This is a genomic window from Pectobacterium carotovorum, assembly GCF_033898505.1.
Lineage (GTDB): Bacteria > Pseudomonadota > Gammaproteobacteria > Enterobacterales > Enterobacteriaceae > Pectobacterium > Pectobacterium carotovorum_J.
This window is the reverse complement of the sequence record NZ_JAXAFK010000003.1, coordinates 165,259-190,804: the sequence shown is the minus strand read 5'-3', so window position 1 is coordinate 190,804 and position 25,546 is coordinate 165,259. Positions and strand designations below refer to the sequence as shown.

Here is a 25,546-nt window from a genome sequence, read left to right as displayed (position 1 = left end):
TAACCACTCCGGTTTTTTCATTTCTACAACATTCAGGCCACAGGAGCGTTTTAAGTGGGATGGTTCAGGAAAAAGAAACGCAAAGCTGAAAACCCGCCTGTGCAGCGCGAGAGCTTCTTTTCAACTCACGCAATCAGCGGAGATAGTGGATCGGTCACCAGCGCATTAAGCAGCGTGCTGACGCGCATTTTTAGCAAAGTACCCACAGCAGCGCCTTCCGGCACAATGGATAGCATGGACGGTGACGGATCGCTGATATCTCCAGAGGTGTCTGCTGACGGGGCATTCAGCCATTCACTCGCGCTGTGGTATGCAAATCAGGGCTTCCTCGGTCACACGCTGTGTGCGCTGATTGCGCAGCACTGGTTGATTAATAAAGCGTGCGTGATGCCGGGGCGCGATGCCATTCGGCGCGGTTACACCGTTAAAAAGTCTGGCGGCGGTGAATTGCCTCCTGACGTGCTGTCGCTGGTTAATCACTACGACGAGCATTTTGATATTACCGGACAGATGCGCGATTACGTGTCGTTCGGTCGCACATTCGGTATTCGCGTCGCGCTATTCGATGTCCGCAGCACAGACCCGAAATATTACGAAAAACCGTTTAATCCCGATGGCATCACGCCATTCAGTTATCGGGGTATTGTTCAGGTTGATCCGCAATGGTGCACGCCAGAGCTGAGCGGTGCGGCAATGGCAAATCCTGAAAAACCCGGATTCATGACGCCGACGCACTGGATGATAAACGGTAAACGCTATCACCGATCACACCTGATGGTTTTCATCCCGTTCCCTGTCGCTGACATTCTCAAGCCTGCCTATCAGTACGGCGGGGTATCAGTACCGCAGCGCATCATGGAGCGCGTCTACGCTGCTGAACGAGTGGCAAACGAAGCGCCGCACATGGCGTTAACGAAGCGCTCAACGGTACTGAAAACCGATATGGCGAAGGTGATGTCGAATCAAGACGCCTTCGAAGAAAGCCTTTCGCAGTGGATCAAGTATCGTGACAACTACGGCGTAAAAGTTGCTGACATGACAGAGGATGATGTCCAGCAGTTTGATACGTCGCTGGCGGATTTTGACAACTTGATCATGACGCAATACCAACTTGTGGCTGCTGGTGCACATGTGCCTGGTACAAAGCTACTCGGCACCCAGCCAAAAGGCTTTAACACCACGGGTGAGTATGAAGAGTCGAATTATCACGAAGAGTTGGAAAGCCTACAAACGCACGACCTGACGCCAATACTGCGCCGTCACCACCTTCTGCTGATGCGCTCACATATCGCCCCTAAGTTGGGTATTAAGCCCATAACGCTCAGTCATACATGGAACCCGCTGGATTCTCTGACCGCGAAAGAGGTTGCAGAGATTAACGAAATCAACAGCCGCACAGATTTGAACCTGGTCAATACCGGCAGCATTGACCAGTACGACGCGCGCGATCGCCTGATTGCCGATCCGCGCAGCGGGTACAGCGGCATAACGCGAGCGGAGCCGCCTGACGAGGAAACCAGAGAGGACAACCGAGAGGATCGAGTAAATGGCGAGAGCAGTTCGCAGAATGCCCCGCCGTCCACGTCCGGCCAGTCGTGACGGTGTATTACGCGGCGCGGCGGTTTTTGCCCCCATCAGTGCGGGACAGGAATACCAACACCGCATTACGCGTGAATTCGAACTGATGCGCGCAGACGTAGTTCAGCAAGTCCATTCCCTCTATGAAACCCAATCACCCACGCTCGACGGCGCAACACTGGATGCCAGTCTTGTTAACGCCGCGTCAGGGGTGCTGCGTCGCCTGCGCCGAAAATGGCAGGGCATTTTTGACGATATGACCGACAAGGCCACCGCGCGAATGGTTGAGCGCGTCACAGGCAGCGCTGGCACAGCAGTAAAACGCAGTCTGGACGAAATCGGCGAGGGGGTTTCTCTTCGCCTCGACATGCAATCCGCCGCAGTGAAGGAAACGATACGCGCTGGCAGCCAGGCAGCAGCAAGTCTGATTAAACGTGTTCCGGCTAAATACCTAGAACAAGTCGGTGATGAGGTGATGCGTTCAATATCGAACGGACGGGGGCTGGAAGACCTGCAACCTGCGCTGGATGAATACGGCGTTAAGGTTCGCAACTGGGCTAAAAACGTCGCACTTGATCAGACGCGTAAGGTTTACAGCGACACATCACTCGCCGGATTTAAAAGCGCCGGCATTCGTAAATTTGAATGGGTGCACAGCGGCGGCAGTAATGACCCGCGTGAGTACCACATGCTGGACTGGCCTGCAGGATTGAATGGCGGGATTTTCGATATTGATGATCCACCCATCATTGACAAGCGAACAGGAGAGCGCGGCTTTCCCGGTCAGCTCCCGTTTTGCCGTTGTACAAAGCGCCCGGTGGTGGATTTTGAGGATGAGCAATGACACAGCGTGTTTATGACATTAACGGGTGGCCTGAGATACCAGATAACCCGATCTCGATGGCTGGTGTATTCGAATATCTGGGAAAGAACATACCCGGCGCACCAGACCCCGACAAAATTTACCGCGTCTGGCGGCCAGAGGAGGAGCTGCAAGACCCTGACTGTATCGAGTCATTCAAGCTGTTGCCGTGGACGGACGATCACCCGCCCGGCCTGCTAGGTGATGACGATGAAGGATTAACACCTCCTGAAGAGAAGGGTATTCAGGGCGTTATCGGTGAGCGCGTTTACTACAAAGACGGCGTGCTACGCGGAAACATCAAGCTGTTTTCTAAATCACTGAAAATGCTGATAGAAGCAGGAAAGAAAGAGCTGTCGCCGGGTTATCGCTCCAGATACGAGTGGAAATCAGGTGTCGCTACGGGGGTGGCCAATGGTCAACCCCATGACGTGATTCAGCGAAAAATACGGGGTAACCACCTCTCATCGGTGGAAGAGGGGCGTCAGGGGCCATCGGTGGCCGTTCTTGATGCCGTAACGTTAGATGCAAAGGATATACAAATGGCAGACGAAAACGAAAACACAGCAGCAACCACAACTGACAACGACGAGACGCAAACCGCCCAGTTGTCACTGGAGGATGGGATCAAAGTCTTTATGACGATGCTCCCTGCACTGCAAAAACTGGTTTCCGCTACAGCAGCGGCACCAGCACCAGCGGAGGAAGCCCCGCCAGCCACTACGACTGATGAGGATACGCCGCCAGAAAATCAGCCCGCACAAACCACGGATGAAGACGATCCTAATGCTGCGGCTACTCAGGACGACGACGAAAAGGACAAAGAAACCGCAGCTGCGCTCGATAGCATGGATAAGCGCCTCACTGGTCTGGAAAAGAACAGCGTTAAGGCTGTTTTACGTGAAATGCGTCAGCGTGATTCGCTAGCAGAAAAGCTGTCATGGCATGTAGGCACGTTCGACGCGGCAGAAATGACCACGGCCGATGTAGCGGCATACGGTGTGAAGAAGCTCGGCATTAGCGCACCGAAAGGGCAGGAAATGACGTTCCTAACGGGATATCTGGACGGCGCGGCCGCCACTGCGACAAAAGCAGGTCAGCACGCGGTAACGCTGGATAGCGCGGATGAAAACAGCGTTGTAATGAAATATGTGAAAGGGGAGAAATAATGGCAGATTTTCAACAATCGGTGCGATTCAGTCAGGGCTACGGCGTCGTCGGTGAGGTCTCTCACGATGGCCCGACACGCGCCAAGCCGGGCGTACTGAACAGCACAACCCCCGCTAACAATGTGTGGGGGCGGGTATTTACGCTCAATAGCGACAGTGAAACGGTGCAGGCTGGCGGTACTGGCGTGTTTTGGGGCGTAATGACCAGCCCTAAAACAGGGCTGTATTTGGGGCGTATTGGTGACGATGAAGCACCGCATTTGCCGAATGGCGCTGTTGGTGAGTTCACGGACATGGGCGAAATCACTGTACGTGTCAGTACGGCGGTGGGTTACGGTGATGTGCTCGGCTATCAGGTGGCGGACGGCGTTATCGTTCACATCGAAGACCCTGAAAGCATCCCCTCTGGCGTTATCGCTATTCCGAACGCCTCTATTAGCCGCGTTCGTCAGGCTAACGCATCGGGCGGTCTGATTTCACTGCGCCTGACTAATTAAGGAAAAACACAATGCCTCAAGTTTCACGAATTCATAGCGCGCTGACATCTGAACGTGTTCGCCCGCTACAAATCAACCGGGCAGATATCGCCCGTCATGCGCATCGTGAATTATCGATGCTGGGTATCCATATCAGCGATCGTGATGCACGCGACATGCTTAACGGGATCGGGTTGGACTCTAATGATGTAGGGTTGAACCCGTCACCGCTGCCCGGCCTGCTGGCGCAGGGAACGCCCACGCCGCTGCAATTTTTGCAGGAGTGGCTGCCGGGTTTTGTTCGCGTCATTACCGCTGCGCGAAAAGCCGATCAACTGATGGGCATTGCAACCGTCGGAGCGTGGGAAGATGAAGAAATCATCCAGGGTATTCTGGAAAATCTCGGTGATGCTGTTCCGTACACTGATAACGGTAATATCCCGCTCGCGTCATGGCAGGCGGATTACGCTCGCCGTACTGTCGTTCGTTTTGAACTGGGCTTTTCGGTGGGCTTGCTGGAGGAAGCGCGGACAGCTCGCGCGCGTATTCAGTCAGCAGCGGAAAAACGAATCTCGGTTGCTCGCTCTCTGGAGATCGCACGTAACCGCGTGGGGTTCTACGGCTACAACAACGGGCAAAACAACACGTTCGGTTTCCTGAATGAGCCCAATCTTTTACCGGCTCTGACCGCAGCGCCCGGCGCAAGCAATAACACCAAGTGGGGAACCAAAACGTTTCTCGAAATCACGGCAGATATCCGCCGCCTAATGGTGACGCTACAGGTGCAGTGTCAGGACAACATCGACCCGGAAACCACGCCGTTAAAACTGGCGCTGCCTACCGGATTGAATCAGTACCTGACCGTTACGTCGCAGTACGGTAACTCTGTCCGCCAGTGGCTGAAAGAAAACTACCCGAACGTGTCTATCGACACTGCGCCGGATCTGAATGACGCCGTGGGCGGGGAGAATGTTCTCTACCTGTACCCAGAATCATTCGATGATGGCGTGAGCGATGACGGCGGCCAGGTGTGGATGCAGGCTGTTCCGGCCAAATACCTCGCGCTGGGGACGGAGAAGCGCGCCAAGTCGTACCTTGAGGATTCCGCTAACGCCACGGCGGGGGCGTTGTTGAAACGTCCGCTGCTGGTGGTGCGTATGATTGGCGTGTAATCACATCAACTGATCCGTGCGGGGCTTCGGCCCCTTTTTTATTTCTGGAGAGAAACATGCCTCACGTTTATTCAACCATCAGCACCGACGTTTCATACACCTTTTACGGTGAGAAAACCAACGATATGCCGTCTGTAGAAAAAGTCATCGTAATCAATGGCGGCGCTAACGTTGCAAAGAAAAATCTGGAAACACCGCGCGGTGTCGCTACCAAGATAACCGATGAAGAAGCGGAATTACTGAGCGGCCACCCAGTGTTTCGCCGCCACCTGGCAAACGGCTTCGTGCAATTGGAAGCGGCCAGCGTCGATCCCGAACGCGCCGCCGCAGACATGACCCCTGCGGATAACTCCGCGCCGCTGACTGATGCGGACTTTAGTCAGGAAGACGAACCGAAACCCCAAACCGCTACCCGTAAAAAATAAGGGGGACGCATGCGCGAAGAAATCACGCTGGATATAACTCAGTTTCGCGCGACGTTCCAGCCGCTATCTGATGCTGTGGAGTTTCCCGACGAACAGATACAGGCGCAATTTTTGATGGCTCAGTGCTACATCAGTCCCGGACGCACGCTGCGTGGCGAATGCCTGAAAAACGCCCTGTACCTGATGACGGCGCACCTGCTGTGGTCGGCACACCTCATCGCAAAGGGGCAAACAACGGCAAATGTCGTGACGGGGGCAACGATCAGTAAGGTTTCTGTCACCATGCAGCCGCCACCAGCAAAATCAGCGTGGCAATTCTGGCTCAGCACCAGTCCGTTCGGGCTGCAACTGTGGGCGCTACTGAACATCAAGGCTGCTGGTGGCGCGTATGTCGGCGGACTCCCTGAGCGTTCCGCATTTCGAAAAGTGGGCGGGGTGTTTTTCTGATGGGAACGTGGCGCAGCAGTGGCGGTGAGAATGCCGCGCGTATCCGGCGAGAATTAGCGGCGCTGGATAAGATGCAGGCTCGCGTGGGATGGATGGAAAGCGCCCGTTATGCTGACGGTAAGCCGGTTGCGGGGATCGCTGTTGTGCAGGAATACGGCAGCGAAAAAATGGGCATTCCGCCGCGATCGTTCATGCGCAGCACCCAGGCGGAAAAAAAAGGCGACTGGGATAAAACCATGAAAAGCGGTTTTTCTGCTGTCATGCGCGGAACCCGCACCGCCGCCCAGCTTATGGAGGCTATGGGGGCGCTGGCGTCTGGTGATGTCCGCAAAAAAATCACACAGATACTCACCCCACCCCTTGCCACCAGTACGTTAAAGGCGCGCGCGCGACGTGCCAGCGGCAAAGCAAAGGTTATTTCTGTAAAGCCGCTTAACGATTCAGGCTACATGCTGACAACGCTCACGCACGTTATCACCGAGGGGGATACATGATTCCAGGCGCAAATATTTTAAACATGGCACTGGGTGCTATCGGATCTCAATCTGTCACCTATTACCGCGACAGCGGACAGCGTGACACGCTATCAAACGGTGTGCTGGTGACCCGATTTGATCCGGGCGTGGTTGTCAAAAAAGGCAGCGCGCAGGCCATCCCACAAATCAAGGTGGCTCAGCTCGGCCTTGATGTCAGCAAGAAACACATTGAATGGATCGTGCCTCAGTCCGTGCTCGGCGTAGAGCGTGACGCCAGCGGTGATGAAATTGAGTACGCCGGACGGCGATATCACGTCATCGATGTTGAGGATTGGGAAAATCAGGACGGCTGGAGTGTCGTTACGCTGGAGGCTGCCTGATGCGCGATAACGACCTGATGGCATTAGTGCGCAGGGAGTTATTGGCTGGGCTGGTTATGCAGGGTTTTAGTAGTGTTAACGTCTGGCAGAGCTACCAGCCAACCGTGCAGGGGCTGTCGTCAGCCATGACGCTTTACCTGCATAAAATCACGGACTCACCAACGGGCAGCCCCGGACACCGCGAAGAGTGGGACAGCGACGCGCAGATCTTACGACGCATAACAACCGAAGTGATGCTGACCAGTTATCAAATCAGCGGCTCAATGGTTTATGACGACACAGATCCTAATGCTGTAACGCCTGCTGATTTGGTCAAGACTGCGGCACGCGTCGTGCGCTCTCCAGAATTTCAATCCGCGCTCATTGCTGGTGGTGCAAACATCACTCGCATTGGCACCGTCAATAACACCCCGATTAGTGGCGACACGGCCGGTTATGAGCACCGGCCGATGTTCGACATTCAATTCAATCACACCGACGTTTATACAACAGAGATACCCGCCGTTGAGTCTACACACTGGCGATCTGGTCGGGTTTAACAGAGGAATCACAATGGCAATTGATATCGGTCATTATGTCAAAATCACGTCTGGCGTCGGTGGCGGTAACAACGTCCGGGCGCGCGATCTGATCTTGCGCATCTTCACGCCTAATATTCTGGTGTCGCCAGATAGCATTATGGAATTCACTGATTCGGACAGTGTGGGCGCGTATTTCGGAACCGCGTCGGAAGAGTACCGGCGCGCGGTGAAATATTTCAACTACATCTCGCCGCTCATCGTTCAGCCCTCAAAATTGTCGTTTGCTCGCGATCAGAATGCCACGAACGCCCCGTTAACGCTCGGCGCAAAAGCGGTTTATCAGATTGCCAATCTTCAGCAGGCCAGCGGCGTAGTATCGGGCGATGTGGATGGCGTGGCATTCACTACTGGCAGCGTAAACCTGTCCAGTGTTGCCACGTTAGCCGCAGCCGCTACAGCGTTGCAGACCGCATTACGTGCAGTTGCAGACGTTACCGTGTTTGCGGCTGTCACGGTAACGTATGATGCCACTCAGTCGCGCTTTATCGTGACGGGCGGCACAGCGGAGGCTGTCGCCATTACGTTTGATACAGGCGCGGTTTCTGATGCGCTGGGGCTGTCTAACGGCGAGGTTATTCGCGGTGTTGCGGCGGCATTAACCGAATCGGAAAGCGTGGCCGCAGCCGCCGATATCAGCAACAACTACGGCACCTTTTTGTTTACGCGCGACCTGGAGCTTAATGACCTGGTTACGCTGGCAGAGGCGAATGCTGAAAAAAACGTTATGTACATGCTGCTGGCGCGAACGACAGAAAACACCGCGGCCAGCATCAGCGCCGCGTTACTGTCGGTCGCCAGTGTGTCCCTGACTCTGGTTTCTGCTGCCAACAGCGATTACGACGATCAGATCCCCGGAACGCTCATGGCGGCGACGAACTACAGCGTCCGCAACGGCGTTATCAACTACATGTATAAGCAACTGCCCGGTGTGTCGCCGAAAGTCACTACGACGCAAAAAGCGACGCAATTCGATGCCCAGCGAGTGAACTACTACGGACGCACCCAAACAGCCGGACAGGCGATTGATTTTTTCCAGCGTGGTGTGTTGATGGGAGGCTCGACAGCGCCAGTGGATATGAACGTTCACGCCAATGAGCAGTGGCTGAAAGACCAGTGCGCGATTGCTGTTTTAACGCTGCAATTATCAATCGGTCGCATTCCGGCAAACATCAGCGGACGATCGCAAATCCTGACCACACTGCAAACGCCTGTCGATAGTGCGCTTTTAAATGGCGTCATCAGTGTGGGTAAAACCTTAAACACAACCCAGAAGCTCTACATCACGCAAATGACCGGTGATGATACCGCCTGGCATCAGGTGCAAAACATCGGCTATTGGCTGGATGCGGTGATGAGTCAGGTTGAAATGCCGGATGGCAGGATTGAGTGGCAGTGCGTTTACTCGCTGATTTACAGCAAAGACGACTCGATCCGCCGCGTGCTGGGTACTCACGTATTAATCTAACAGGAGCTGAACAATGTCAGATATTTCCGGCTTTGGCCTGACGGTGAATATCCGGGCCTCTACTACATTCCCCAGCGGGTTTAATGTTACGCAATTCGCGGACGACGCTGATCCGTTCGATAGTCCCTCTCAGCAGTTGGCTGATGTCGGTATGGGGTTAAATGGCGACATGGTGACATGGAGTGTGGCCCAACCGCTGGCTATTACACTGAACATCATCCCTAACGGCGACGATGACAAAAATCTCGCCATCCTCGCTGAAGCAAATCGCGTTGCGAAAGGGAAAATCCCCGCGCGCGACGTGATCACTATGACGGCGATCTACCCGGACGGCAGCACCCGAACACTATCAAACGGCAGGCTCACCGATGCAATGCTGGGAAATAGTGCGGCGAGCGCCGGGCGACTGAAAACGAAACCCTATGTGTTTAAGTTTGAAAATCAGGTGGGCTCATAATGCTGGAACCGATTGAAAAAGAATTCCCGCTGGCGGACGGCGGGACAAAAACGTTTGTCCTGAGCAAGTTCCCCGCCATTTTGGGACGGGAAATTGTCACACAGTACCCGTTATCAGCCTCACCGAAGATCGGCGAGTACAGCACCAATGAGGCGCTAATGCTGAAGCTGATGTCATGCGTTGCGGTGAAGACCGATTCAGGGCATCTGGTGCTGAGCACGAAAGAGCTGGTGAACAACCATGTGCCGGATTTCGAGACGCTGTTAAAAATCGAATGGGCCATGATGGAGTACAACTGTAGTTTTTTCAGGAACGGCGGCGCGTTACGGTTCCTCGACGACTTGAAAGCCAAATTCCAGCGGTCGATTTCCCGAACGTTAACGGATTTGTTGGCGCAATTGTCGGGGAAGGATTCGCAACGCTCCGCGAACTGAAACACGATTACACGCTGGCTGAAGCAATGGATATGCATGAAATCATTGTTATCCGGCGTGTTAATGAAATGCTGGCGATGGAACATGCGCAAAGGGGTAAAAAGTGAGTCTTTTAGAAGCGTTTTATTACACGTTTGCCGCTGATGCGTCCAGCTTAAACAAAGGGCTGGATGAGGCCGAAAAGAAAGCTGATGAGCTAAAGGATACGGTATCCGGTACCGATGCGGCAGCGGAAAAACTCGGCTCATCATTTCTGGGATTAGCGAAATCCGCCGCTGGCCTACTAGGGGTGACATTAACGCTGGCCGGCGCGAAAGCGCTGGCCCTCACTGCGGCTGAAACTACCAGCGCGCTAGGCATGCAGGCGCGACAGATGAACGTCAATGTGTCCACGCTGGATGCGTGGCGTAACGCAGTTAAAGAAAGCGGCGGTGATGCCGAGGCGTTTACAGGGACGATGAAGAATCTCGCGCAGCGTTTCCGCGACCCTGAAGCGGCACTGCTTCGCTACAGCAAAGTATTAGGCGGCATGAGCAGTTTCCGCGCCCAGCGTTTGGGGGCGATGGTGGGGTTGGATGAGGGAACGATCGAGCTGTTGCGTAAAGGAAAGGTCAGTGTTGAGGAGCTGCTGAAGAAACAGAAAGAGCAGGGCGTCATCACAAAGGAACAGGTGGAGCAGGCCGATCGGTTTAATCAAAAACTCCGCTCACTAAAAATGCAGTTCGACGGAATGAAGATGCAAATTGGCACTGCGCTGATCCCCATATTTGAAAAACTGCTGGACTCATGGAACAAGGTTTCGGCGTGGGTTAGTGAAAATCAGGAGGCGGTAACTCACTTCTTCATTGCGCTCGGCGGGGTTATTACGGCGGTCTATCTCCCGGCAATGATAAAGGCGGCGATCGCAACTATCGCGGCCACATGGCCGATATTGCTGATAGCGGCGGCGTTTGGTGCGCTGGCGCTGGTGATTGCTGATGTGATCGGCTACTTCAACGGCATGGATAGCGTGACTGGCCGCCTGGTGAAAGAATTCCCGATTTTAGGCCAGGTGCTTGAGGTACTGAAAGAGATCGTTGTTGGTCTGTGGGATGCGCTGGTGATGTTGTTTACTGACCCTATCCAATTTTTGGAGGGGCTGAAAAACGAGATTAAATCACTGTTTGATGCTCTGTTGTGGGAAGGCGCTGGCGATACCATCTTTGATTTTATCAGTGATGCGGGAAAGGGACTGGCGCTGCTATGGCAAGGGCTGGAGAAAATCATTCTTGGCGTCGTGGGTGTGGCTCTGAAAGGATTTGCGAAAATCGGGGATGCATGGAGAACAATCAAAGGGTGGTTTGGTGCTGGCGAAAACGAAGTCAAGCAGGCCGAGATCGCTGCAAGTAAACAGCCGCGGCTGGGCTGGGAGGACGCACCAACTGACCCCACTTACGGCGGACAATCGCAGCTAAAAAGCATCGACAGTAACCCGGTCAACGCCATGACCAGCAATTCAATCACAAACTCCAGCAGAACGGAGAGCCGGAAAACCGAAGTGCGGATAGACCATATGGAGGTAAACACCCAGGCGACGGACTCGCAGGGTATCGCTAACTCTATAGGCGGGGATTTGCAGGGATCGATTTCTCACTATGATGATGGCTTTGCGGCATGAAAGAAAATACTGAGCTGTACGGCGTTTATGACGCTGACTTTAATCACCGGTTTGATGGCATCACGGTGCTGAAAGCGTCCATCATCCGCGACGCCAAGATGATGGAACACCCGTTGGAGGACGGCAGCACCATAACCGACCATCGCATTATTCTGCCCATTGAGATTGAGATAGCGGCGTTGATCCCTGTAGCCCAATCTAACAGCCTCTATACCGAAATCCGGCAGGCGTTCACCAGCACCGAGCTATTTTCAATAAACACCCGTTCCGGTGTTTATCCCAGTATGGCAATGTCGGCTATGCCGCACGAAGAAGACCCAACGAACGCCGACATGATCCCTATCGTGTTGCGATTCAAGGAAACGATTCTGGTAGAAACGCAGTACCAGGCATTGCCGCCGAGAAAAGTTAAAGACCCAAAGGATTCCAGCACCGTTAATCGTGGTGAACAAAAGGCAGGAAATAAAGAAACGGTCCTGTTATCTGGGGGATCTGCCGCCATTGATAAAGCGAAAGAAGTATTTAAATGGTGAGGAAGTTAAAATGGCAAATAAATTACCACTCGAAGAATTACCTAACCAGTCGCTCACTATCCGTCTTGATAATTCACGTTATGCCATCACGATAAAGGCGCTAACTGCCGAGATGATGGCGATTAGCATTGAGCGGGATGATGTTTTACTAATTCAGAATCAGCGTGCTATGCCGAGCACCATGTTACTCCCCGGACATATGGCAGGCAGGTTCGGGAATTTCATGTTCGTGACAACCAACGACGAATACCCGTATTACACGGCGTTTGGTGCAGGACATGAGCTGTATTACATTCCAGCGAGTGAACTATGAATGAAATCGATCCGCGCCTTATTCGCTGCGAGATCGAGATAGATGGACGAATGCACGTCTTTACCGATCTGTATATCTCGGCTACGGGCAGCAAAACGGCGAACACTCTGCAAAACGAATGCACGATAAAAATCGGCAATCTCAAAAAAACCACCCGCGATTACCTCATTACCGAGACATCCCCTTATAACTGGCCGCGCAAGCGTAAGCGCGTCGTCCTGTATGCCGGACGGCGTAGTTACGGCACGTTTAAAATGTTTGAGGGTGACATTATCGGCTGTACACCATCGCAACCACCTGATGTGATGCTGACAATGAAAGCCCGTACTGGTGTGTTTTTCATGACAGATATGATTTCTGGGAGTTACGCATCCACCGTACCCCTCACAAAGATTGCTGGAGATGCGGCCATCAGCATGGATTTGACACTGGATTTTCAGGCGCAGGATAAGCAGGTAAGCAACTACAACTACACCGGCGCAAAGCTGAAACAAGTGGACCGGCTGGCGAGTGCTGGGAGCTATAACGCGTACATCGACGATGATCGGCTTGTGGTGAAAAACAGGGACGAACCACTAAAAAATTCATCTGTTAGCCTGAATAAACATTCTGGGTTGATTGGTATTCCAGAGGTCACGGAGCAGGGGATTAAAGTTAAATATCTTCTGGATCCATCCAGCAGGCCGGGGGCGCGACTCACTATCGAAAGCGATATGAACCCCGCCGCCAACGGGACGTTTGTTATTTTTAAACTGGATTTCGATATCAGCAATAGAGATACCCCGTGGTATCACACAGCTGAGTGTAGACGGGAGGGGATGTGGCAGACACCACTGTTATGATGGACGCTGACCCCGCGCAGGGTTCCAGTCTCGCGGGCGTGATTGAATTTGCGTTTAAAAAAATGCTTCAGGGTATCGACGGTCAACTTCCGGCCGTGGTGATTGGCTACGATCGCCAGAGTAACCGCGCCACGGTACGACCGTTAATTTCCAGGCTAACAACTCAAGGCCAGCAGATTGAACGCGCTACGATTGCCAGTGTGCCAGTTCTGGCGCTTGGCGGCGGTGAGTTCGGGATTACGTTTCCTCTAAAGGCTGGCGATCGGGGCTGGATAGAGTCCAGCGATCGGGATATTTCATTGTTCATGCAGAGTAATGAAACGGCGCGCCCCAACACGCTACGCATGCATGAATTCGCCGATGGGCGATTTATCCCTGACCTGTTTTCTGATTTCACCCTACCCGCAGAGCACGACGGAGCAATGCTAATTCAGCACAAATCCGGGGAAACTCGAATAGTGGTAAAGCCTGATGAAATCGCGCTACGGGTGGGGAATGCGTCAGTCGTAATCACCGAAGAATCGATCACTCTCTCCGCTGGTGGGCAGGTGCTGTCTGTAGGCGCAGGTGGAGCTCAGCACAATGGCGTCAATATTGGTGCAACCCATAAGCATGATGGCGTAGAGCCAGGTGATGGAACATCAGGAACGCCACAATAGGAGGATTTATGGCTGATACATTGAGCATCGCACTAAACAACCACTCGCCATTCTTGGATGCTGCTGGAAATCTGGCGCTGACATCAAATCTTGATGCCTGCTTGCAAGACTGTGAAACGGCTATGCTGGCCCAGCGTTCGGAAATGATTTACGCGATGGACGAGGGGGTGCCGTACCGCCAAACATCATGGGATCAATATCGTCCCGCTCAGTTTGAAGCGGCAGCACGTACCAGTTTGCTTGCGGTTAACGGGGTTATTCGTGTTCGGTCGTTCACATTTAGTTTTTCAGATAACGCATTATCGTATTCGGCAACGATAGAAACCGAATGGGGTATCGGGGGGATAAGCAGTGAGTGAACTGTATAACTACGTCGAAGAAACAGGCATTGTTGTGCCTGACGTGTCGGGTATTAAGCAGGATGTTGAAACTGAGTTTAAAGGTGCGCTGGGTGAAAGCATGTCCACGGCACCAGATACACCGCAGGGGCGGTTAATCAGCGGTGAAGTGTCAGCCCGTCGCGCAGTCGCGGCGAACAATGCGAGACTGGCAAACCAGATCAACCCTGTGCTGGCAACGGGGGTTTTCCTTGAGTCTATCTGCGCACTGCTGGGGATTACACGTAAAAGCGCGTCGCCGTCTGTTATTTCCGGCGTACTATTGACGGGTATACCGCTCACCGAAATACCAGCCGGCTCCCGCGCGCGCTCTGACTCAGGCGACTACTTCGCAACAGCTCAGCGCGTTGTGCTGGATACGACAGGGCGTGCAACAGTTGATTTTTCCTCTGTTGAATTGGGGGCTATTACATGTCCGGCTGGCGGTTTAATAACGGTTGTTGATGCTGTGCTGGGGTGGGAGACAGTGAGTAACAGCAATGCTGCTGTGCCGGGTGAGGCACGACAGAGCGATATAGCGCTACGGACACAGCGGCAGTTACGTTTAGCTCGGCAGGGAATATCGACGGTAGAGGCGCAGATCAGCGGTCTGTACGAGATTGATGGTGTTCACTCTCTAGCATACCTTGAAAATATTTCGCATGAATTCGCCACTATCGACGGCATTTACATGAAGCCACACAGCGTGTGGGCGTGCGTCTATGGTGGCTCAGATGCTGAGATAGCCGCCAGCCTACTAAAGAACAAAACAGACGGTGCAGGGTGGAATGGTGACGTATCGATAACTGTGATCGAGGAAAATGCAGAGATTCCGTACACGGTGCTATTTGACCGCCCAACCGAAGTACCGATCACGGTAGTTGCCAGGGTAAGAAAGGGGCAAAGCTCTCTCAATCCCGCCACAGTGGTTCCTGATGCCATGTTGCAGTATGCGGCGGGAGAGTTGGACGGTGAGCGCGGCTTTGTCGTTGGTGGCAATGTCAGCCCGTTCGAACTGGCTGGTGCCGTCAGCATGTTGCAGGCGGGTGTATTTGTTCAGCAGGTGTTGATTTCCCGTCCCGGCGAAACACCGGATGCGCGCGAGATCGAGATAATGAAAAATGAGATACCTACTCTCACGCAGGAAAACATTATCGTTATTCTTGTGTAGCACATGCCTGCGCTGTAGTAATTAATGGCGGCTAGTGATCGGCATGTCAACAGGTGATAGGATTAGCAATCTAGTGAAAAAGGAGTTCATTTATGAAAAAAATCAATGCCATTCTGGTGGTTTCGGCTGGGTTGCTACTATCTGGCTGTAAGACTGATCTAATTGTTCCGGTAAATCTTTCTCAATTGCAATCTAAGAATTCCAGTAGTCAAAATGCTGAAATAAACGTAGAAGTACCGTCGTGTCAAAGCTATGAGGACTCAAGGCTGGAATCGAGTTCACTACGTGATGCTAAGTCAGAAATTGCACTGATATTGCCAAAATCGAAATATATAGAATGCTATAAAAAGAAAATGGAGAGTTTTGCCAGATTTGAAATGCCAGTAAGTCTTATAGCTGCAAGTAAAGATGATAAATTATCTCAAGATGATTTTTATATTCTAAGCCAGAAAGATATCGGTGTTGAGTTGGCAGTCCGCGTTCCAGAGAAAGTTAAATCTGAGATTGAAAAGTCTAAAAAAAGAACATTCGGTGTCGGTGGTAATGATTTTAATATTATTGTTAAGCTAAAAAATGATACAGACGAACCTTTTAAATTTAGCCCATTAGCATCCTTTATTGAGGATTACCCTATAGTTTCTAGTAATGGATACCCAATAACTATAGGTAAAGGGGAGAGCATAACAATAAAACTGTCTGATGTTTCAGTTGCTGCCTCTTTAGACAAGAGATTTAAGGCTACACGGGTTCTTGATACGCCATCGAAAGAAAGTAAAGGTTAAGTAAAGAATAACTCATACAAACCCAGCCATCGCGCTGGGTTTTTTTATGGAGTAAATATGTCATCCCAGATACCGGAAATAGAGAATAGCGTTAACCTGCTGCAAAATATCATCTGGCAATATGACGGCGACAACCCGATAAAAAAAATTCTGGAGCAAAAGGAAGCCTGGTACACCGAGGAACATGCAGAGTTTTGGGATAACTGGTTTCGTGATGTTTTTGATCTGCGTACAGCGAATGATTTCGGCCTAAGTATTTGGGCGCGGATACTCGGCATTAACTTGTTTGTTCCTGAATGCTCAATGCCATTAACGACAGAGCAAAAGCGGTTTGTTTGTCGCCTGCGTTACTACCAGTTGATCACTCGCTGCACGATCCCTGAAGTTAACGGGATTTTGAAGGACATGTTTGTATCTGATGAGGGCAAGGCGTACGCGCTAGACCCTAACGACATGTCCAGAATTCAGTATGTTTTTACATACCATCCCGACGCCGCGGTCGCGTTTGTTTTGAAGCATTACGATCTGCTGCCGCGCCCGGCTGCCGTGGGTGTTAGTTATCGCTTTCTCACGTACAAACCGTTTGGCTTCGGCCAGCATTATGCAAACTTCCGCGCCCCGTTTTGGCACGGCGACGGCATAAAAGTGCGCAGCAATCTGAAACTAACCCTCACGCTTACCGATGACGTGCTATCCGGCGTGCTGACTGCTGCGGCGGGGATCGTCGTTTCAGATATTGATGTCACGCTGATTTACACGCTGGCGGGCGGTGCGACTGCGACGGAACGGCTAGTAACAGACGATAACGGCCAGTTCAGCACTACGCCTGATTTCCCTGTCGGATATGACGTTGTTGCGCGCGCACAGGTTTTAAATCCGTTGTGCGAATGGGAAAACGTCGAGTCGTCATTATCTAATCGAACTAAATTCAATGGCGCTATTAAATTTAATGGCTCTAATAAATTCAGAGGTTGAGCATGTCAGACATAATTACACCAGATGATTTACCGCCAATTAATGAGCGTATCGAGTTTACGGCTCATATTCCAGAGCTGCAAACTGATACCGATGTTTTAGCCGGAGCCGATGGCCCTGCCAATTTTCAGGCGCAGGCACTAGCGAACAGAACAAAATATTTAAAATTCATTCTGGATTTAGTCGGTCAGGAATTAGCAATAATCAATCAGGCTGTAGCGGCAGCACAGCAATCAGCTGACACAGCAAAACAGGGCGCTGATGCGTCTATGAAAAAGGCTGCAAATGGTACGGACATTCCTAACCCTGCTGCGTTCCGTGCAAGTATTGGCCTAAGTAATGCAATGCTTAAAGGGGAATTCGGCTGGGGTGGTAAAGCTGTTCGGATTCCAGACGGAGCAAGTTTAACAGCGTTTTTCGACCTCAATAGACCAGCAGGCCTGTACTGGGCAACGCAAAACGTTGATGGCAGGCCGGACGGATACACAGACGTTATTTATTATTGGTCGCCAATTCAATCTGCTGATTTTTACGGAGCGTTATCAGCAATAGGATTTACAGCGGGTGGGATAAAAACAGCATCACGAAACGTGGTTAATAGCACGTGGGGTGATTGGGTTTATAACTGGGACAATAAAAATTTAAATCCGGTGACTGTAGACACAGCGCAGACACTAACAGGGATGAAAGTATTTCGCCAGAATTGGGAAAGCATAGGCATAGTAAATGAATTACTGGGCCAGCCCGGCTATTTTACTGGCCGCGATTTCGACGGAGCTTTACGCTGGACAGTCGGTTACGAAACCCCTGACGCTAACTATTTTTCATTGCGTAATAATAAGGCGAGTACGGTCATTTTATTTCACAGTAACAGAAATATTTATGTCGATTGTCTGGATTTTATCATCAACAACAACACTGTATGGACTTCCGGCAATACTGCGGTGGACGCAAACGGGTTCATTAAAGTGGCATCGCCGGTGGTGAAATTGTTCGGCACCGGGACATCCGAACTCAATGCAGAGAGTGACGGGCTAGTTACAGAACGAATTGATCAGGGGGTATACCGGATTTCTGGATGCCTCGGCCTGAATAGCGATCTTGCGTGGGGCGGTGTTGAGGGCGGCATAGTTGGTCCACGTTGCCGCAACGGGCTCGAGCGCCTGTGGATCGATTATGACGTTGAACGGGACGGCTCTATCGTTATCCGCACGTATCACCGGACGCACCCGAATGCGATGGAGTTTGCACGTAACGAACTGGACGGCTACGCCGAAGGCGATCCGATTGATATCCCTACCGACGGATTCTTGAGCGTCCGCGTGCAAATGCCAGCGCGCGAAGAAGCGCCCCACGTTCCCATAGTAGTTCCCTCGCCAGCTGAATAAGCCGCAATTAAATAAATCCAATAGCCGCTCGACGCGGCTTTTTTCATTTCTGGAGCTACATCAATGGAACAGAAATTTTTCCGCATCCCGTTTGCATCGAATGGCGATCGCCAGACTATTCCCGACGCAACACAGAGCAGCGGCGCTGTATCGTTCCCGTCAGGCTGGGGCGGTGATTACGCAAAAGACCCGACTGTAGAAGCTAACGCAAAGCCGGTTGAACGTGAAGCGATGAATGCAATTCTGTACGCCATCACTAACGCTGTGCGCCAGTATCAGACGTTTGGGTTTCCTGAATACATAACGCCGGCAGACAACAACGGCGGGGCGTTTTCGTACAGTTCCGGCGCTGTTGTTCGCTACCGCGCAGCAGCAGACCAGCCGTTTAAATCGTATGTATCGATCGCTGACAACAACACGTCAGTGCCTGGCACGGACGAAACAAAATGGCAGGAGTTCATCTATCGTGAAGCCACCGCTCAGGAAGTCACTGAAGGTACGAGCGGAACGACGGTTGTATCGCCACGGCGACTCAAAGAGCGCACCGACATCATAGACGGCGAGATCGACGAGATTAACGACTCGCTGACCCGCGTGGGCAACCTGCAAGTTGCACAAGTGAATATCGCCGCTCAAGGGCAGGCGATACTGAACGCGCCGACCGACTGCGTGCAGATTTTGATCATCGGTCACTACACGGCAGACGGTGTAGAGAGCCGTGATTATTGGGAGAGTCAACTTTTAGTGAATGGCACAGTCGTCAATAAAACCCCATTTTACGGGTATGTGACTGGTTCGCGTGGACATGGACACCACCGCCGCGAATTGCTGCCATTCAGCACGCTGGTGGATATGCAACTTACAGCCGGTGAGGCTATAAACTTTGATTACACCAGTAACAGAGGTGATAGCAGCACGATATTTACTGTTTTCTACATCCAGGGCGTCAGCACCGATAAACCGGATGTGCCGTCCGCGATTATCATTTCCCCGTCAAGCAGCACAGTAAACGCTGGTGGACAGCAGCAGTTGGCTGCAACTGTTTTACCTGCTGGTGTTGCCGCTGATTACCCCGTTACATGGAGCGTAACCGATCCTGCGCTAGGTAGCGTCGATAGTAACGGCCTGTACACAGCAAACAGCGGCGTCAGCGGCACTCAGAGCGTAATCGCCAGTGTATCAACCGGGTTAGCCTCTACCGCAACGATAACACAGCATATTTTCCTGACTAATATCGATATCGGCAATGCTCCGCCAAATCTGATTGCTGACAGAACGTACGCCGTACCGATCACGTACAGCCCGCCCAACTACACTGAATCGGTGCAGGCATCATCGTCTGATTCGACAATAGCTACGCTATCAGTTGACGGCATATTAACGATCAGCTCTGGTGGAACGGCAACGCTCACGCTCACAGGTGCCAGCTCAGGCGTTACTGATTCGATAACAATCACTGCGACTGAAGAAGTCTTGCCTGAAGTTTACTTGCAGATCGATAACAATCTATCTGAGATTGCCACCGCTGGCGCGACAGATCAGGCCGCAGCGCGGAGCAATCTAGGGCTGGCGGCGCTGGCAACAAAAGACGGGCTCACGGCTGCTGAAGTTGGTGCTGTTCCGCAAGCCAGCGCATCAATCGGGATTGATAACCTGAATACCGTCATATCACCTGGTCGTAAATTTCAGTCGTTAACGAGCAATGCGACGTTAGCGCGGAATTATCCCGTCGCACTTGCTGGCATGCTGGACGTCATCAGAACGACCGACGCAGGCATTCGCCAGACGTTCTACCCGTATAACACGACCGAGGTGTATCACCGCTACTGCGTTGACGTGGGCGCGAATCCTATCGTGTTTAGTGCGTGGGGGAAATCGGGCGGAGACTATCTGGAGAAATCCCAGAATCTGCTGGACGTACCTGACAAACCGACAGCGCGCGATAACATAGGGGTGGGATACACGATATCGACGAGTGAACCGCCATCCAGCGCCAGCGGATACGCTCAGGGCCATATCTGGTATCAGGTTTAGCGAGGGGTTAAATGCCAATATTTCGTGAATCCGGGGGCTCGTTTTCCCCCGTTAAACGTCTCGACATTAACGATGCTGGGACGATTAAACGCGTGGCCGCCGCGTGGATCAATGACGGCGGCGTGTTCAAAAAATTGTTCCCAACTGAACCCGTTGATATTGCCGACTCACCTATTTTTGATGCTGATAATTCTGTTAAACGCTGGTCTGGGATGACTGTTTCGGCGCAAAAATATTGGATGATGGAAATCAGTATCCCGGTTATTGATGCGGCCTCGTTTGGGCAATTCACATCGAGCAATATCATTGTGACACGCAGCGGAAACGCACAACCTGTTCAACTGCGTGCAGATAATATTACGTGGGTAACAGAGTTACCGGACGGCACAGTACAAAACGCACTATCGCCGCCGCTCAACTCATCGACGCCGATCAGAATCGCGTGGGGTAACTCTGCGCGATGGATAACGATTCCGTACAACGCCGGAATTGTCGGCTCTGTAACAAACATCAGGATAGAAATCATCGCATCTGGCACGCTGTATTTTTACGACACGTCAGCAACACTGATTGCGATTTGATTACGCAAAAAACGACAGATACCCAGTATCTGGGTATCGTATCAATCGAGAATCAGCCAATCATTGGACTCATCGAACATTTCTTCTACAACGCGAGCAATGATCGCTTTATCAGATTTGCTTGCGTCGGTATTGATGCCGTTCGCCTGCATCGCTTTTGCTTTCACTGCGGCATCTGGAAAGACTCTGTGAACTCGCTTTGTTAGCTCGCCTTCAATTAGCGAGTGAGCATTGCGGATACTGGAAACGTTGCGCTTATCGTAGACTAGTTCAACAAACATTGCGGGATACCTCAGTTAAGTTGGTGAGGTATTTATACTGTATGCTTAACCAGTATTCAATGATGAATTATTTCCAATACATAACGTCGGGCACCCCAATAGCACCCCGTGATTAATGTATCTTATTGTTTAATATGCTGTATGCGTACTATCGAGCATCGGCGCGATGGAGAAGCGGTTAAGGCGAGAAGCGCGAGAGTCGGTGGATACCGTGTTGCGTGTACCTGATTTTACGTCGGTCATGATTTGTCAGTTATCGTTTCGTGTGTCTGGCGGTGTTGTCTGGTTTGAGCGTTGTCAGCATCCCTGTCACCCTTATTGTCTCGGGTTCTTCGCAGGGAGATAGAGTTCACTATAACATAGAGAAGCGCTCGCACGCTGACCGACTGCTCGGTGTTCGTTAATTCACGTTGTAGATCATTAATGCAATTCGACTTCCCAGTCTTCATAAGGCGGTTCGACGGTGAAACTGGGGTCGCAGTATTGTCGTAAATAGTCTGTGGCTCGTTTTTCGGCATATTTGGCGTTCAGTACGTTGCCGTCTTCATCCAGCTCTAGCACATTGGCGTAGATAGCGAAGACCTGTTCAAACGCACTGGGCTCTTCACCGTAGAGTGAAAGGTAATCAATGCCTTCAAGCGTATTTTGCGTGCCGCTGGCCATGAAATAGGCAAACGTTCTTAATGCACTGCTAAAGCTGTGGCTTAATTTCATGGTAAATCGCTCCCGTTATTGATTGCTTTGCGCATTCATAGCTCATCAATCGGTGTCAGCCCGCCGTATTCATCAGAGTAAACGTACTTTCCGGCAATCACGTCGGAGACATAGCTCTGGAACCAGTCTGCGAATGAGGAAGACAGTTTCTCTCTCTCGTCCATGTCGTGCCACATGGTAATAATCTGGCCGTGCTGGCCTCCGGTAGCCGGATCGAGATCGAGACAGTAGTGATCGCCGCCGCCGTTGTGGGTGAAGGGGATCCACTTTGCATTCCACCAGTCGGCCTTGATGCCGTCTTCCGGGCTGGACTCGATGCCCTCAAATTGCCCTTCACTAAGCAGCGACTGCCAGATTTCCCATTGTTCCAGTACCGCATGTGTGGATAAGAATTCTGTGTTCTCAAAAATGCTGCCGGAGTAGGTATCTTGCCCGTTGTGAATACGCAGGCAGGCTTTATAGTCCTCGGGCAGAGAGGTGCCAAGCGCGTGTTCAAGCGCCTCGATCTCTTGTTCCGTGGCGGGGGGATTGAGCGCTTTGCGTCCTTCAGGCCAGTGTGCTTCCAACCATGTTTCAAAAACAGACCACTGTTCGTTCATGTTGCTTCCTTCTCAACGGGATTGATGAATAAGCGCGGTAGCTCGCTGATTTATCACGAAGGAGCTACTTTAGCGGTTTAAAGGGATGAGATACAGACGGCATCGGGAATGAAAAAAGGGAACAGGCCGTAGCGTGCTCCCTGGGAAGGGTGATGAGAACGTTATGCGGTGGCGTGGTTGACCATCTGTGTCAGCACCTTGCGCCATGCATCTACCTGACCGAGGTAGTTTGCTGCCGGAATTTGCTGGAAATTCCCGTTGCCATCTTCCAGCGCAAACGTGGGGAAACCTTGTCCACGTACTTTCGCCAGTAATTCCCGGCTGGCGCTGATGTGTTTTGACAGCGTTTCTGCCTGAATAAAGGCGAACTCGGTGCTGAAGGCGTCGCCATCCAGGCCGATTTCTTCCGCACACTGACGCAGCACGGCAGCATCGGCGATCTTGAGCCCGGAAACGTAGTGCGCCCGCTCAATCTGGTACAGCATCACCATGCCTTTGTCATCCATCGCTTCCGCAGCGAGTACGGCAGCTGTCGGTGGCGCAGAATCCAACACGACGCTGGTGTCGCGCAGCAGCCCTTCGTAATAGTTTTCCCCGAAGGTCTGCCCGGTCATTTGCGCAATACGGCGATCGTGGGGAATCACATAATCGTGCCACTCGGGGGTGATGGTGCGGCTATTGCTGCCCGTCATCATACCGCCGCCGTGGAGGATCAGATCCAGCCCGTCAATCTCCTGCGCTGCCAGCGCGAGTGGGGCGGCGCCGTAGCACCAGCCGCACAGTGGATCATAAATGTAATGCAGTCTTACTGTGGCCACTTCATTTCACCTTTCAGGACCTTGGCGCTCAGCTCAAGACCCGATTCTTCTTTCAGCGTCGGGTAGTGTTTTTTCATTGCAGCGATCAGCTCGGCAGAGTCTTTGGTTTTTGCCAGCTCTTTCTCCAGCGTCTCCAGATATTGCAGCGTGAACGTCACGTTTTTCAAGGTGTAATCTGTTGGCGCGATAAAGTGACCCGGTACAACGATGGTCGGCTTCAGCGCTTCAATGGATTTCAGCGTGTCACGCCAGTGAACGCGAGACTCAGGCGTTTGGGTATCGGCAATCCAGACGTGGATGTTGGCAGACACCGGAATACCACCCACAACGGCTTTCAGTGAAGGGATCCAGACGTAAGTACGGTCCGGCGTTGGCCCTTTCAGTCCTTTCACTTCCAGTTTTTTGCCGTCAACGGTAAAGCTATCGCCTTCCAGCGGCTGAGGAACCACGATCTCTTTCGGCGCGTTTTCTTTCAGAACCGGGCCCCAGTGCGCCACTTTGCCGTCTTTGCTGGCGTTGATCGCGTCGATAGTGGCCTGAGTAGCAATGATTTTCGCGTCCGGGAAGGCGGCTTTGATCACGTCCAGACCGAAGTAGTAGTCAGGGTCGGAATGGCTGATATAAACGGTGGTCAGTTTTTTTCCGGTGGCTTTGATGCGATCAACCAGCGTTTGGGCATCGTTACGCTGGAACTGCGCATCGATCAGGACGACTTCTTTATCGCCGCTGATAATTTCGGAAGAAACAGGGAATACGCTAGCTTCACCAGGGTTAAACACGTCAATTTTTAACTCGGCGGCGTTAGCAGCAGAAGCCAGACCCAGCGAGGCAGCGAGTAAAGATACGGTAAAAGCGATAGATTTAGACATGGTGATACTCCACAGGTATGACAGAAAGTGGGTTCATGTTATGTTGCATTAATCGTACGAAAAACCGCAAAACTGGCAATTGTTTGTTGCATAGAACGGACTAATCTATGGATCGCATTACGGCAGCAGAAGTGTTCGTGACTATTATAGACCGCGGCAGCATGATCGCGGCGGCAGAGACGCTGGACATGTCCCGGGCGATGGTGACGCGCTATCTGGCGGAGATGGAAGCGTGGGCAGGGGCGCGGTTACTGCACCGCACGACGCGCAAGCTGAGCCTGACCGATGCCGGGGAAAAAACGCTGGCGCGCTGTCGGGAGATGCTGGCGCTGACGGCGGATATGCGCGTCGAGGCCGAGACCGACGATGCCACGTTAAGCGGTTTGCTGCGTCTTAGCTGTTCGCAGTCGCTGGCGCAGAGTGCGCTCGGCATGGCGATCACGGCTTTCCTGCGGCACCATCCTCGGGTCGCTATCGATCTGCAAATGAATAACCGCGCGGTGAATCTGGTCGAGGAGCGTATCGATCTGGCGTTGCGCATCACCAACGAACTGGATCCCAATCTGATTGCCCGACCGTTGGCACGCTGTGAGTCGGTGCTGTGTGCATCGCCTTCTTATTTGAATGAACACGGTATTCCGAGACAGTTGACCGATCTCTCGATTCACAACTGCCTGACTTATACCTATTTCGGCAAAAGCCTGTGGCATTTTTCCCGCGGCGATGAAAAATTTACGATTCCGGTTAGCGGTAATCTGAGCGGCAATGAATCGCTGGTGCTGCTGGCGGGCGCGCTGGAAGGGGCTGGGATTGCGCTGCAACCGCGCTATTCTGTGACACCTTATCTCGCCAGCGGACAGCTGGTGGCGCTGTTGCCGGAATACCGTCCGCAGGCGATGGGGATTTATGGCATTTACACCTCGCGCCGCCAGATGCCTGCCGCGCTGCGTACTCTGCTGGATTTTCTGGTGGACTGGTTTGCTCACGACCCTCGCTGGCGGGCGCTGGCACAGCCATCGGCGCAGTGACGG

31 protein-coding genes are annotated in these 25,546 nt (G+C 52.3%); 26 read left to right on the top strand and 5 right to left on the bottom strand.

The genetic code is table 11. The features are described 5' to 3' along the window. Nucleotides 1-54 precede the first annotated feature (54 nt). From R9X49_RS15510 to R9X49_RS15390, 25 genes are all read left to right on the top strand, one after another. On the top strand, nt 55-1,599 hold the full coding sequence (locus R9X49_RS15510; RefSeq protein WP_319849249.1) for a DUF1073 domain-containing protein: 1,545 nt from the start codon (nt 55-57) through the stop codon (nt 1,597-1,599). Beyond that, a complete protein-coding gene (locus R9X49_RS15505) occupies nt 1,547-2,422 on the top strand; it encodes a phage minor head protein (protein ID WP_319849248.1) in 876 nt (291 codons plus the stop codon). The genes R9X49_RS15510 and R9X49_RS15505 overlap by 53 nt, the downstream gene beginning before the upstream one ends. Next, nucleotides 2,419-3,609, top strand: a complete 1,191-nt coding sequence (locus R9X49_RS15500; RefSeq protein WP_319849247.1) for a DUF2213 domain-containing protein — start codon at nt 2,419-2,421, stop codon at nt 3,607-3,609. Before R9X49_RS15505 ends, R9X49_RS15500 begins: the two co-directional genes overlap by 4 nt. Beyond that, nucleotides 3,609-4,106 (top strand): phage minor capsid protein, encoded by a 498-nt coding sequence (locus tag R9X49_RS15495; RefSeq protein ID WP_319849246.1) that lies wholly within the window; start codon nt 3,609-3,611, stop codon nt 4,104-4,106. The genes R9X49_RS15500 and R9X49_RS15495 overlap by 1 nt, the downstream gene beginning before the upstream one ends. An 11-nt stretch (nt 4,107-4,117) precedes the next feature. After that, nucleotides 4,118-5,257 carry a major capsid family protein gene (locus tag R9X49_RS15490; protein ID WP_319849245.1) on the top strand — a complete coding sequence of 380 codons (1,140 nt, stop codon included), beginning with the start codon at nt 4,118-4,120 and terminating at the stop codon, nt 5,255-5,257. 56 nt (nt 5,258-5,313) lie between these two features. After that, a complete protein-coding gene (locus tag R9X49_RS15485; RefSeq protein ID WP_319849244.1) occupies nt 5,314-5,682 on the top strand; it encodes a hypothetical protein in 369 nt (122 codons plus the stop codon). 9 nt (nt 5,683-5,691) lie between these two features. Then, nucleotides 5,692-6,129, top strand: a complete 438-nt coding sequence (locus R9X49_RS15480; RefSeq protein WP_319849243.1) for a DUF4054 domain-containing protein — start codon at nt 5,692-5,694, stop codon at nt 6,127-6,129. Continuing rightward, nucleotides 6,129-6,623, top strand: a complete 495-nt coding sequence (locus tag R9X49_RS15475; protein ID WP_319849242.1) for a hypothetical protein — start codon at nt 6,129-6,131, stop codon at nt 6,621-6,623. The genes R9X49_RS15480 and R9X49_RS15475 overlap by 1 nt, the downstream gene beginning before the upstream one ends. Beyond that, nucleotides 6,620-6,985 (top strand): phage collar protein, encoded by a 366-nt coding sequence (locus R9X49_RS15470; protein ID WP_319849241.1) that lies wholly within the window; start codon nt 6,620-6,622, stop codon nt 6,983-6,985. Before R9X49_RS15475 ends, R9X49_RS15470 begins: the two co-directional genes overlap by 4 nt. Next, nucleotides 6,985-7,524: a phage gateway protein gene (locus tag R9X49_RS15465; protein WP_319849240.1), complete on the top strand. Its 540-nt coding sequence runs from the start codon at nt 6,985-6,987 to the stop codon at nt 7,522-7,524. The genes R9X49_RS15470 and R9X49_RS15465 overlap by 1 nt, the downstream gene beginning before the upstream one ends. A 13-nt stretch (nt 7,525-7,537) precedes the next feature. Further along, nucleotides 7,538-9,031 carry a DUF3383 family protein gene (locus R9X49_RS15460; protein ID WP_319849239.1) on the top strand — a complete coding sequence of 498 codons (1,494 nt, stop codon included), beginning with the start codon at nt 7,538-7,540 and terminating at the stop codon, nt 9,029-9,031. Between the two features lie 13 nt (nt 9,032-9,044). Then, nucleotides 9,045-9,488, top strand: a complete 444-nt coding sequence (locus R9X49_RS15455; protein ID WP_319849238.1) for a phage tail fiber protein — start codon at nt 9,045-9,047, stop codon at nt 9,486-9,488. Next, nucleotides 9,488-9,922, top strand: a complete 435-nt coding sequence (locus tag R9X49_RS15450) for a hypothetical protein (RefSeq protein ID WP_319849237.1) — start codon at nt 9,488-9,490, stop codon at nt 9,920-9,922. Before R9X49_RS15455 ends, R9X49_RS15450 begins: the two co-directional genes overlap by 1 nt. A gap of 103 nt (nt 9,923-10,025) precedes the next feature. Then, nucleotides 10,026-11,579 carry a hypothetical protein gene (locus R9X49_RS15445; protein ID WP_319849236.1) on the top strand — a complete coding sequence of 518 codons (1,554 nt, stop codon included), beginning with the start codon at nt 10,026-10,028 and terminating at the stop codon, nt 11,577-11,579. Continuing rightward, complete coding sequence (locus R9X49_RS15440; RefSeq protein WP_319849235.1) at nt 11,576-12,112, top strand: phage baseplate protein; 537 nt, start codon at nt 11,576-11,578, stop codon at nt 12,110-12,112. The genes R9X49_RS15445 and R9X49_RS15440 overlap by 4 nt, the downstream gene beginning before the upstream one ends. Before the next feature lie 10 nt (nt 12,113-12,122). Continuing rightward, the gene (locus tag R9X49_RS15435) at nt 12,123-12,425 is read left to right on the top strand and encodes a hypothetical protein (protein ID WP_319849234.1); all 303 of its coding nucleotides are present in this window, start codon (nt 12,123-12,125) and stop codon (nt 12,423-12,425) included. Beyond that, a complete protein-coding gene (locus R9X49_RS15430; RefSeq protein ID WP_319849233.1) occupies nt 12,422-13,267 on the top strand; it encodes a baseplate hub protein in 846 nt (281 codons plus the stop codon). Before R9X49_RS15435 ends, R9X49_RS15430 begins: the two co-directional genes overlap by 4 nt. After that, complete coding sequence (locus R9X49_RS15425) at nt 13,246-13,926, top strand: Gp138 family membrane-puncturing spike protein (protein ID WP_319849232.1); 681 nt, start codon at nt 13,246-13,248, stop codon at nt 13,924-13,926. The genes R9X49_RS15430 and R9X49_RS15425 overlap by 22 nt, the downstream gene beginning before the upstream one ends. Nucleotides 13,927-13,934: 8 nt before the next feature. Continuing rightward, a complete protein-coding gene (locus tag R9X49_RS15420; protein ID WP_319849231.1) occupies nt 13,935-14,285 on the top strand; it encodes a hypothetical protein in 351 nt (116 codons plus the stop codon). Then, nucleotides 14,278-15,474, top strand: a complete 1,197-nt coding sequence (locus R9X49_RS15415; RefSeq protein ID WP_319849230.1) for a baseplate J/gp47 family protein — start codon at nt 14,278-14,280, stop codon at nt 15,472-15,474. The genes R9X49_RS15420 and R9X49_RS15415 overlap by 8 nt, the downstream gene beginning before the upstream one ends. Before the next feature lie 92 nt (nt 15,475-15,566). Beyond that, nucleotides 15,567-16,256: a hypothetical protein gene (locus R9X49_RS15410; RefSeq protein ID WP_319849229.1), complete on the top strand. Its 690-nt coding sequence runs from the start codon at nt 15,567-15,569 to the stop codon at nt 16,254-16,256. A 57-nt stretch (nt 16,257-16,313) separates the two neighbouring features. After that, entirely contained in the window at nt 16,314-17,231 is a 918-nt protein-coding gene (locus tag R9X49_RS15405; protein WP_319849228.1) for a DUF2612 domain-containing protein, read from the top strand. Nucleotides 17,232-17,233: 2 nt separating this feature from the next. Beyond that, the gene (locus R9X49_RS15400) at nt 17,234-18,619 is read left to right on the top strand and encodes a hypothetical protein (protein ID WP_319849227.1); all 1,386 of its coding nucleotides are present in this window, start codon (nt 17,234-17,236) and stop codon (nt 18,617-18,619) included. Nucleotides 18,620-18,682: 63 nt separating this feature from the next. Next, entirely contained in the window at nt 18,683-20,653 is a 1,971-nt protein-coding gene (locus R9X49_RS15395; protein ID WP_319849226.1) for an Ig-like domain-containing protein, read from the top strand. Between the two features lie 92 nt (nt 20,654-20,745). Further along, nucleotides 20,746-21,234, top strand: coding sequence for a hypothetical protein (locus tag R9X49_RS15390; protein ID WP_319849225.1), 489 nt, complete (start codon nt 20,746-20,748; stop codon nt 21,232-21,234). A gap of 41 nt (nt 21,235-21,275) precedes the next feature. Here the strand turns inward: R9X49_RS15390 and R9X49_RS15385 are convergent, their stop codons facing one another. The 5 genes from R9X49_RS15385 to R9X49_RS15365 all read right to left on the bottom strand — a co-directional run bounded on the left by R9X49_RS15385 (nt 21,276) and on the right by R9X49_RS15365 (nt 24,515). Continuing rightward, nucleotides 21,276-21,515, bottom strand: coding sequence for a DinI-like family protein (locus R9X49_RS15385; protein WP_319849224.1), 240 nt, complete (start codon nt 21,513-21,515; stop codon nt 21,276-21,278). Between the two features lie 420 nt (nt 21,516-21,935). Beyond that, nucleotides 21,936-22,229: a hypothetical protein gene (locus tag R9X49_RS15380; protein ID WP_010279195.1), complete on the bottom strand. Its 294-nt coding sequence runs from the start codon at nt 22,227-22,229 to the stop codon at nt 21,936-21,938. A 35-nt stretch (nt 22,230-22,264) separates the two neighbouring features. Further along, nucleotides 22,265-22,828 (bottom strand): SMI1/KNR4 family protein, encoded by a 564-nt coding sequence (locus R9X49_RS15375; RefSeq protein WP_319849223.1) that lies wholly within the window; start codon nt 22,826-22,828, stop codon nt 22,265-22,267. A 161-nt stretch (nt 22,829-22,989) separates the two neighbouring features. Continuing rightward, complete coding sequence (locus R9X49_RS15370) at nt 22,990-23,646, bottom strand: DsbA family protein (protein ID WP_319849222.1); 657 nt, start codon at nt 23,644-23,646, stop codon at nt 22,990-22,992. After that, complete coding sequence (locus R9X49_RS15365) at nt 23,634-24,515, bottom strand: MBL fold metallo-hydrolase (protein ID WP_319849221.1); 882 nt, start codon at nt 24,513-24,515, stop codon at nt 23,634-23,636. The genes R9X49_RS15370 and R9X49_RS15365 overlap by 13 nt, the downstream gene beginning before the upstream one ends. A gap of 107 nt (nt 24,516-24,622) precedes the next feature. On the opposite strand from R9X49_RS15365, the gene R9X49_RS15360 reads away from it, so the two are divergent. Further along, a complete protein-coding gene (locus tag R9X49_RS15360; RefSeq protein WP_319849220.1) occupies nt 24,623-25,543 on the top strand; it encodes a LysR family transcriptional regulator in 921 nt (306 codons plus the stop codon). Nucleotides 25,544-25,546: the final 3 nt, after the last annotated feature.

Bases quoted from the DNA above. Each gene is read 5' to 3' on its own strand.
- R9X49_RS15450 (WP_319849237.1), top strand. From the start codon at position 9,488: ATGCTGGAACCGATTGAAAAAGAATTCCCGCTGGCGGACGGCGGGACA.
- R9X49_RS15455 (WP_319849238.1), top strand. From the start codon at position 9,045: ATGTCAGATATTTCCGGCTTTGGCCTGACGGTGAATATCCGGGCCTCT.
- R9X49_RS15500 (WP_319849247.1), top strand. From the start codon at position 2,419: ATGACACAGCGTGTTTATGACATTAACGGGTGGCCTGAGATACCAGAT.
- R9X49_RS15410 (WP_319849229.1), top strand. From the start codon at position 15,567: ATGAAAAAAATCAATGCCATTCTGGTGGTTTCGGCTGGGTTGCTACTA.
- R9X49_RS15440 (WP_319849235.1), top strand. From the start codon at position 11,576: ATGAAAGAAAATACTGAGCTGTACGGCGTTTATGACGCTGACTTTAAT.
- R9X49_RS15460 (WP_319849239.1), top strand. From the start codon at position 7,538: ATGGCAATTGATATCGGTCATTATGTCAAAATCACGTCTGGCGTCGGT.
- R9X49_RS15470 (WP_319849241.1), top strand. From the start codon at position 6,620: ATGATTCCAGGCGCAAATATTTTAAACATGGCACTGGGTGCTATCGGA.
- R9X49_RS15465 (WP_319849240.1), top strand. From the start codon at position 6,985: ATGCGCGATAACGACCTGATGGCATTAGTGCGCAGGGAGTTATTGGCT.
- R9X49_RS15490 (WP_319849245.1), top strand. From the start codon at position 4,118: ATGCCTCAAGTTTCACGAATTCATAGCGCGCTGACATCTGAACGTGTT.
- R9X49_RS15435 (WP_319849234.1), top strand. From the start codon at position 12,123: ATGGCAAATAAATTACCACTCGAAGAATTACCTAACCAGTCGCTCACT.
- R9X49_RS15400 (WP_319849227.1), top strand. From the start codon at position 17,234: ATGTCAGACATAATTACACCAGATGATTTACCGCCAATTAATGAGCGT.
- R9X49_RS15495 (WP_319849246.1), top strand. From the start codon at position 3,609: ATGGCAGATTTTCAACAATCGGTGCGATTCAGTCAGGGCTACGGCGTC.
- R9X49_RS15405 (WP_319849228.1), top strand. From the start codon at position 16,314: ATGTCATCCCAGATACCGGAAATAGAGAATAGCGTTAACCTGCTGCAA.
- R9X49_RS15360 (WP_319849220.1), top strand. From the start codon at position 24,623: ATGGATCGCATTACGGCAGCAGAAGTGTTCGTGACTATTATAGACCGC.
- R9X49_RS15430 (WP_319849233.1), top strand. From the start codon at position 12,422: ATGAATGAAATCGATCCGCGCCTTATTCGCTGCGAGATCGAGATAGAT.
- R9X49_RS15375 (WP_319849223.1), bottom strand. From the start codon at position 22,828: ATGAACGAACAGTGGTCTGTTTTTGAAACATGGTTGGAAGCACACTGG.
- R9X49_RS15380 (WP_010279195.1), bottom strand. From the start codon at position 22,229: ATGAAATTAAGCCACAGCTTTAGCAGTGCATTAAGAACGTTTGCCTAT.
- R9X49_RS15385 (WP_319849224.1), bottom strand. From the start codon at position 21,515: ATGTTTGTTGAACTAGTCTACGATAAGCGCAACGTTTCCAGTATCCGC.
- R9X49_RS15505 (WP_319849248.1), top strand. From the start codon at position 1,547: ATGGCGAGAGCAGTTCGCAGAATGCCCCGCCGTCCACGTCCGGCCAGT.
- R9X49_RS15480 (WP_319849243.1), top strand. From the start codon at position 5,692: ATGCGCGAAGAAATCACGCTGGATATAACTCAGTTTCGCGCGACGTTC.
- R9X49_RS15395 (WP_319849226.1), top strand. From the start codon at position 18,683: ATGGAACAGAAATTTTTCCGCATCCCGTTTGCATCGAATGGCGATCGC.
- R9X49_RS15475 (WP_319849242.1), top strand. From the start codon at position 6,129: ATGGGAACGTGGCGCAGCAGTGGCGGTGAGAATGCCGCGCGTATCCGG.
- R9X49_RS15420 (WP_319849231.1), top strand. From the start codon at position 13,935: ATGGCTGATACATTGAGCATCGCACTAAACAACCACTCGCCATTCTTG.
- R9X49_RS15485 (WP_319849244.1), top strand. From the start codon at position 5,314: ATGCCTCACGTTTATTCAACCATCAGCACCGACGTTTCATACACCTTT.
- R9X49_RS15365 (WP_319849221.1), bottom strand. From the start codon at position 24,515: ATGTCTAAATCTATCGCTTTTACCGTATCTTTACTCGCTGCCTCGCTG.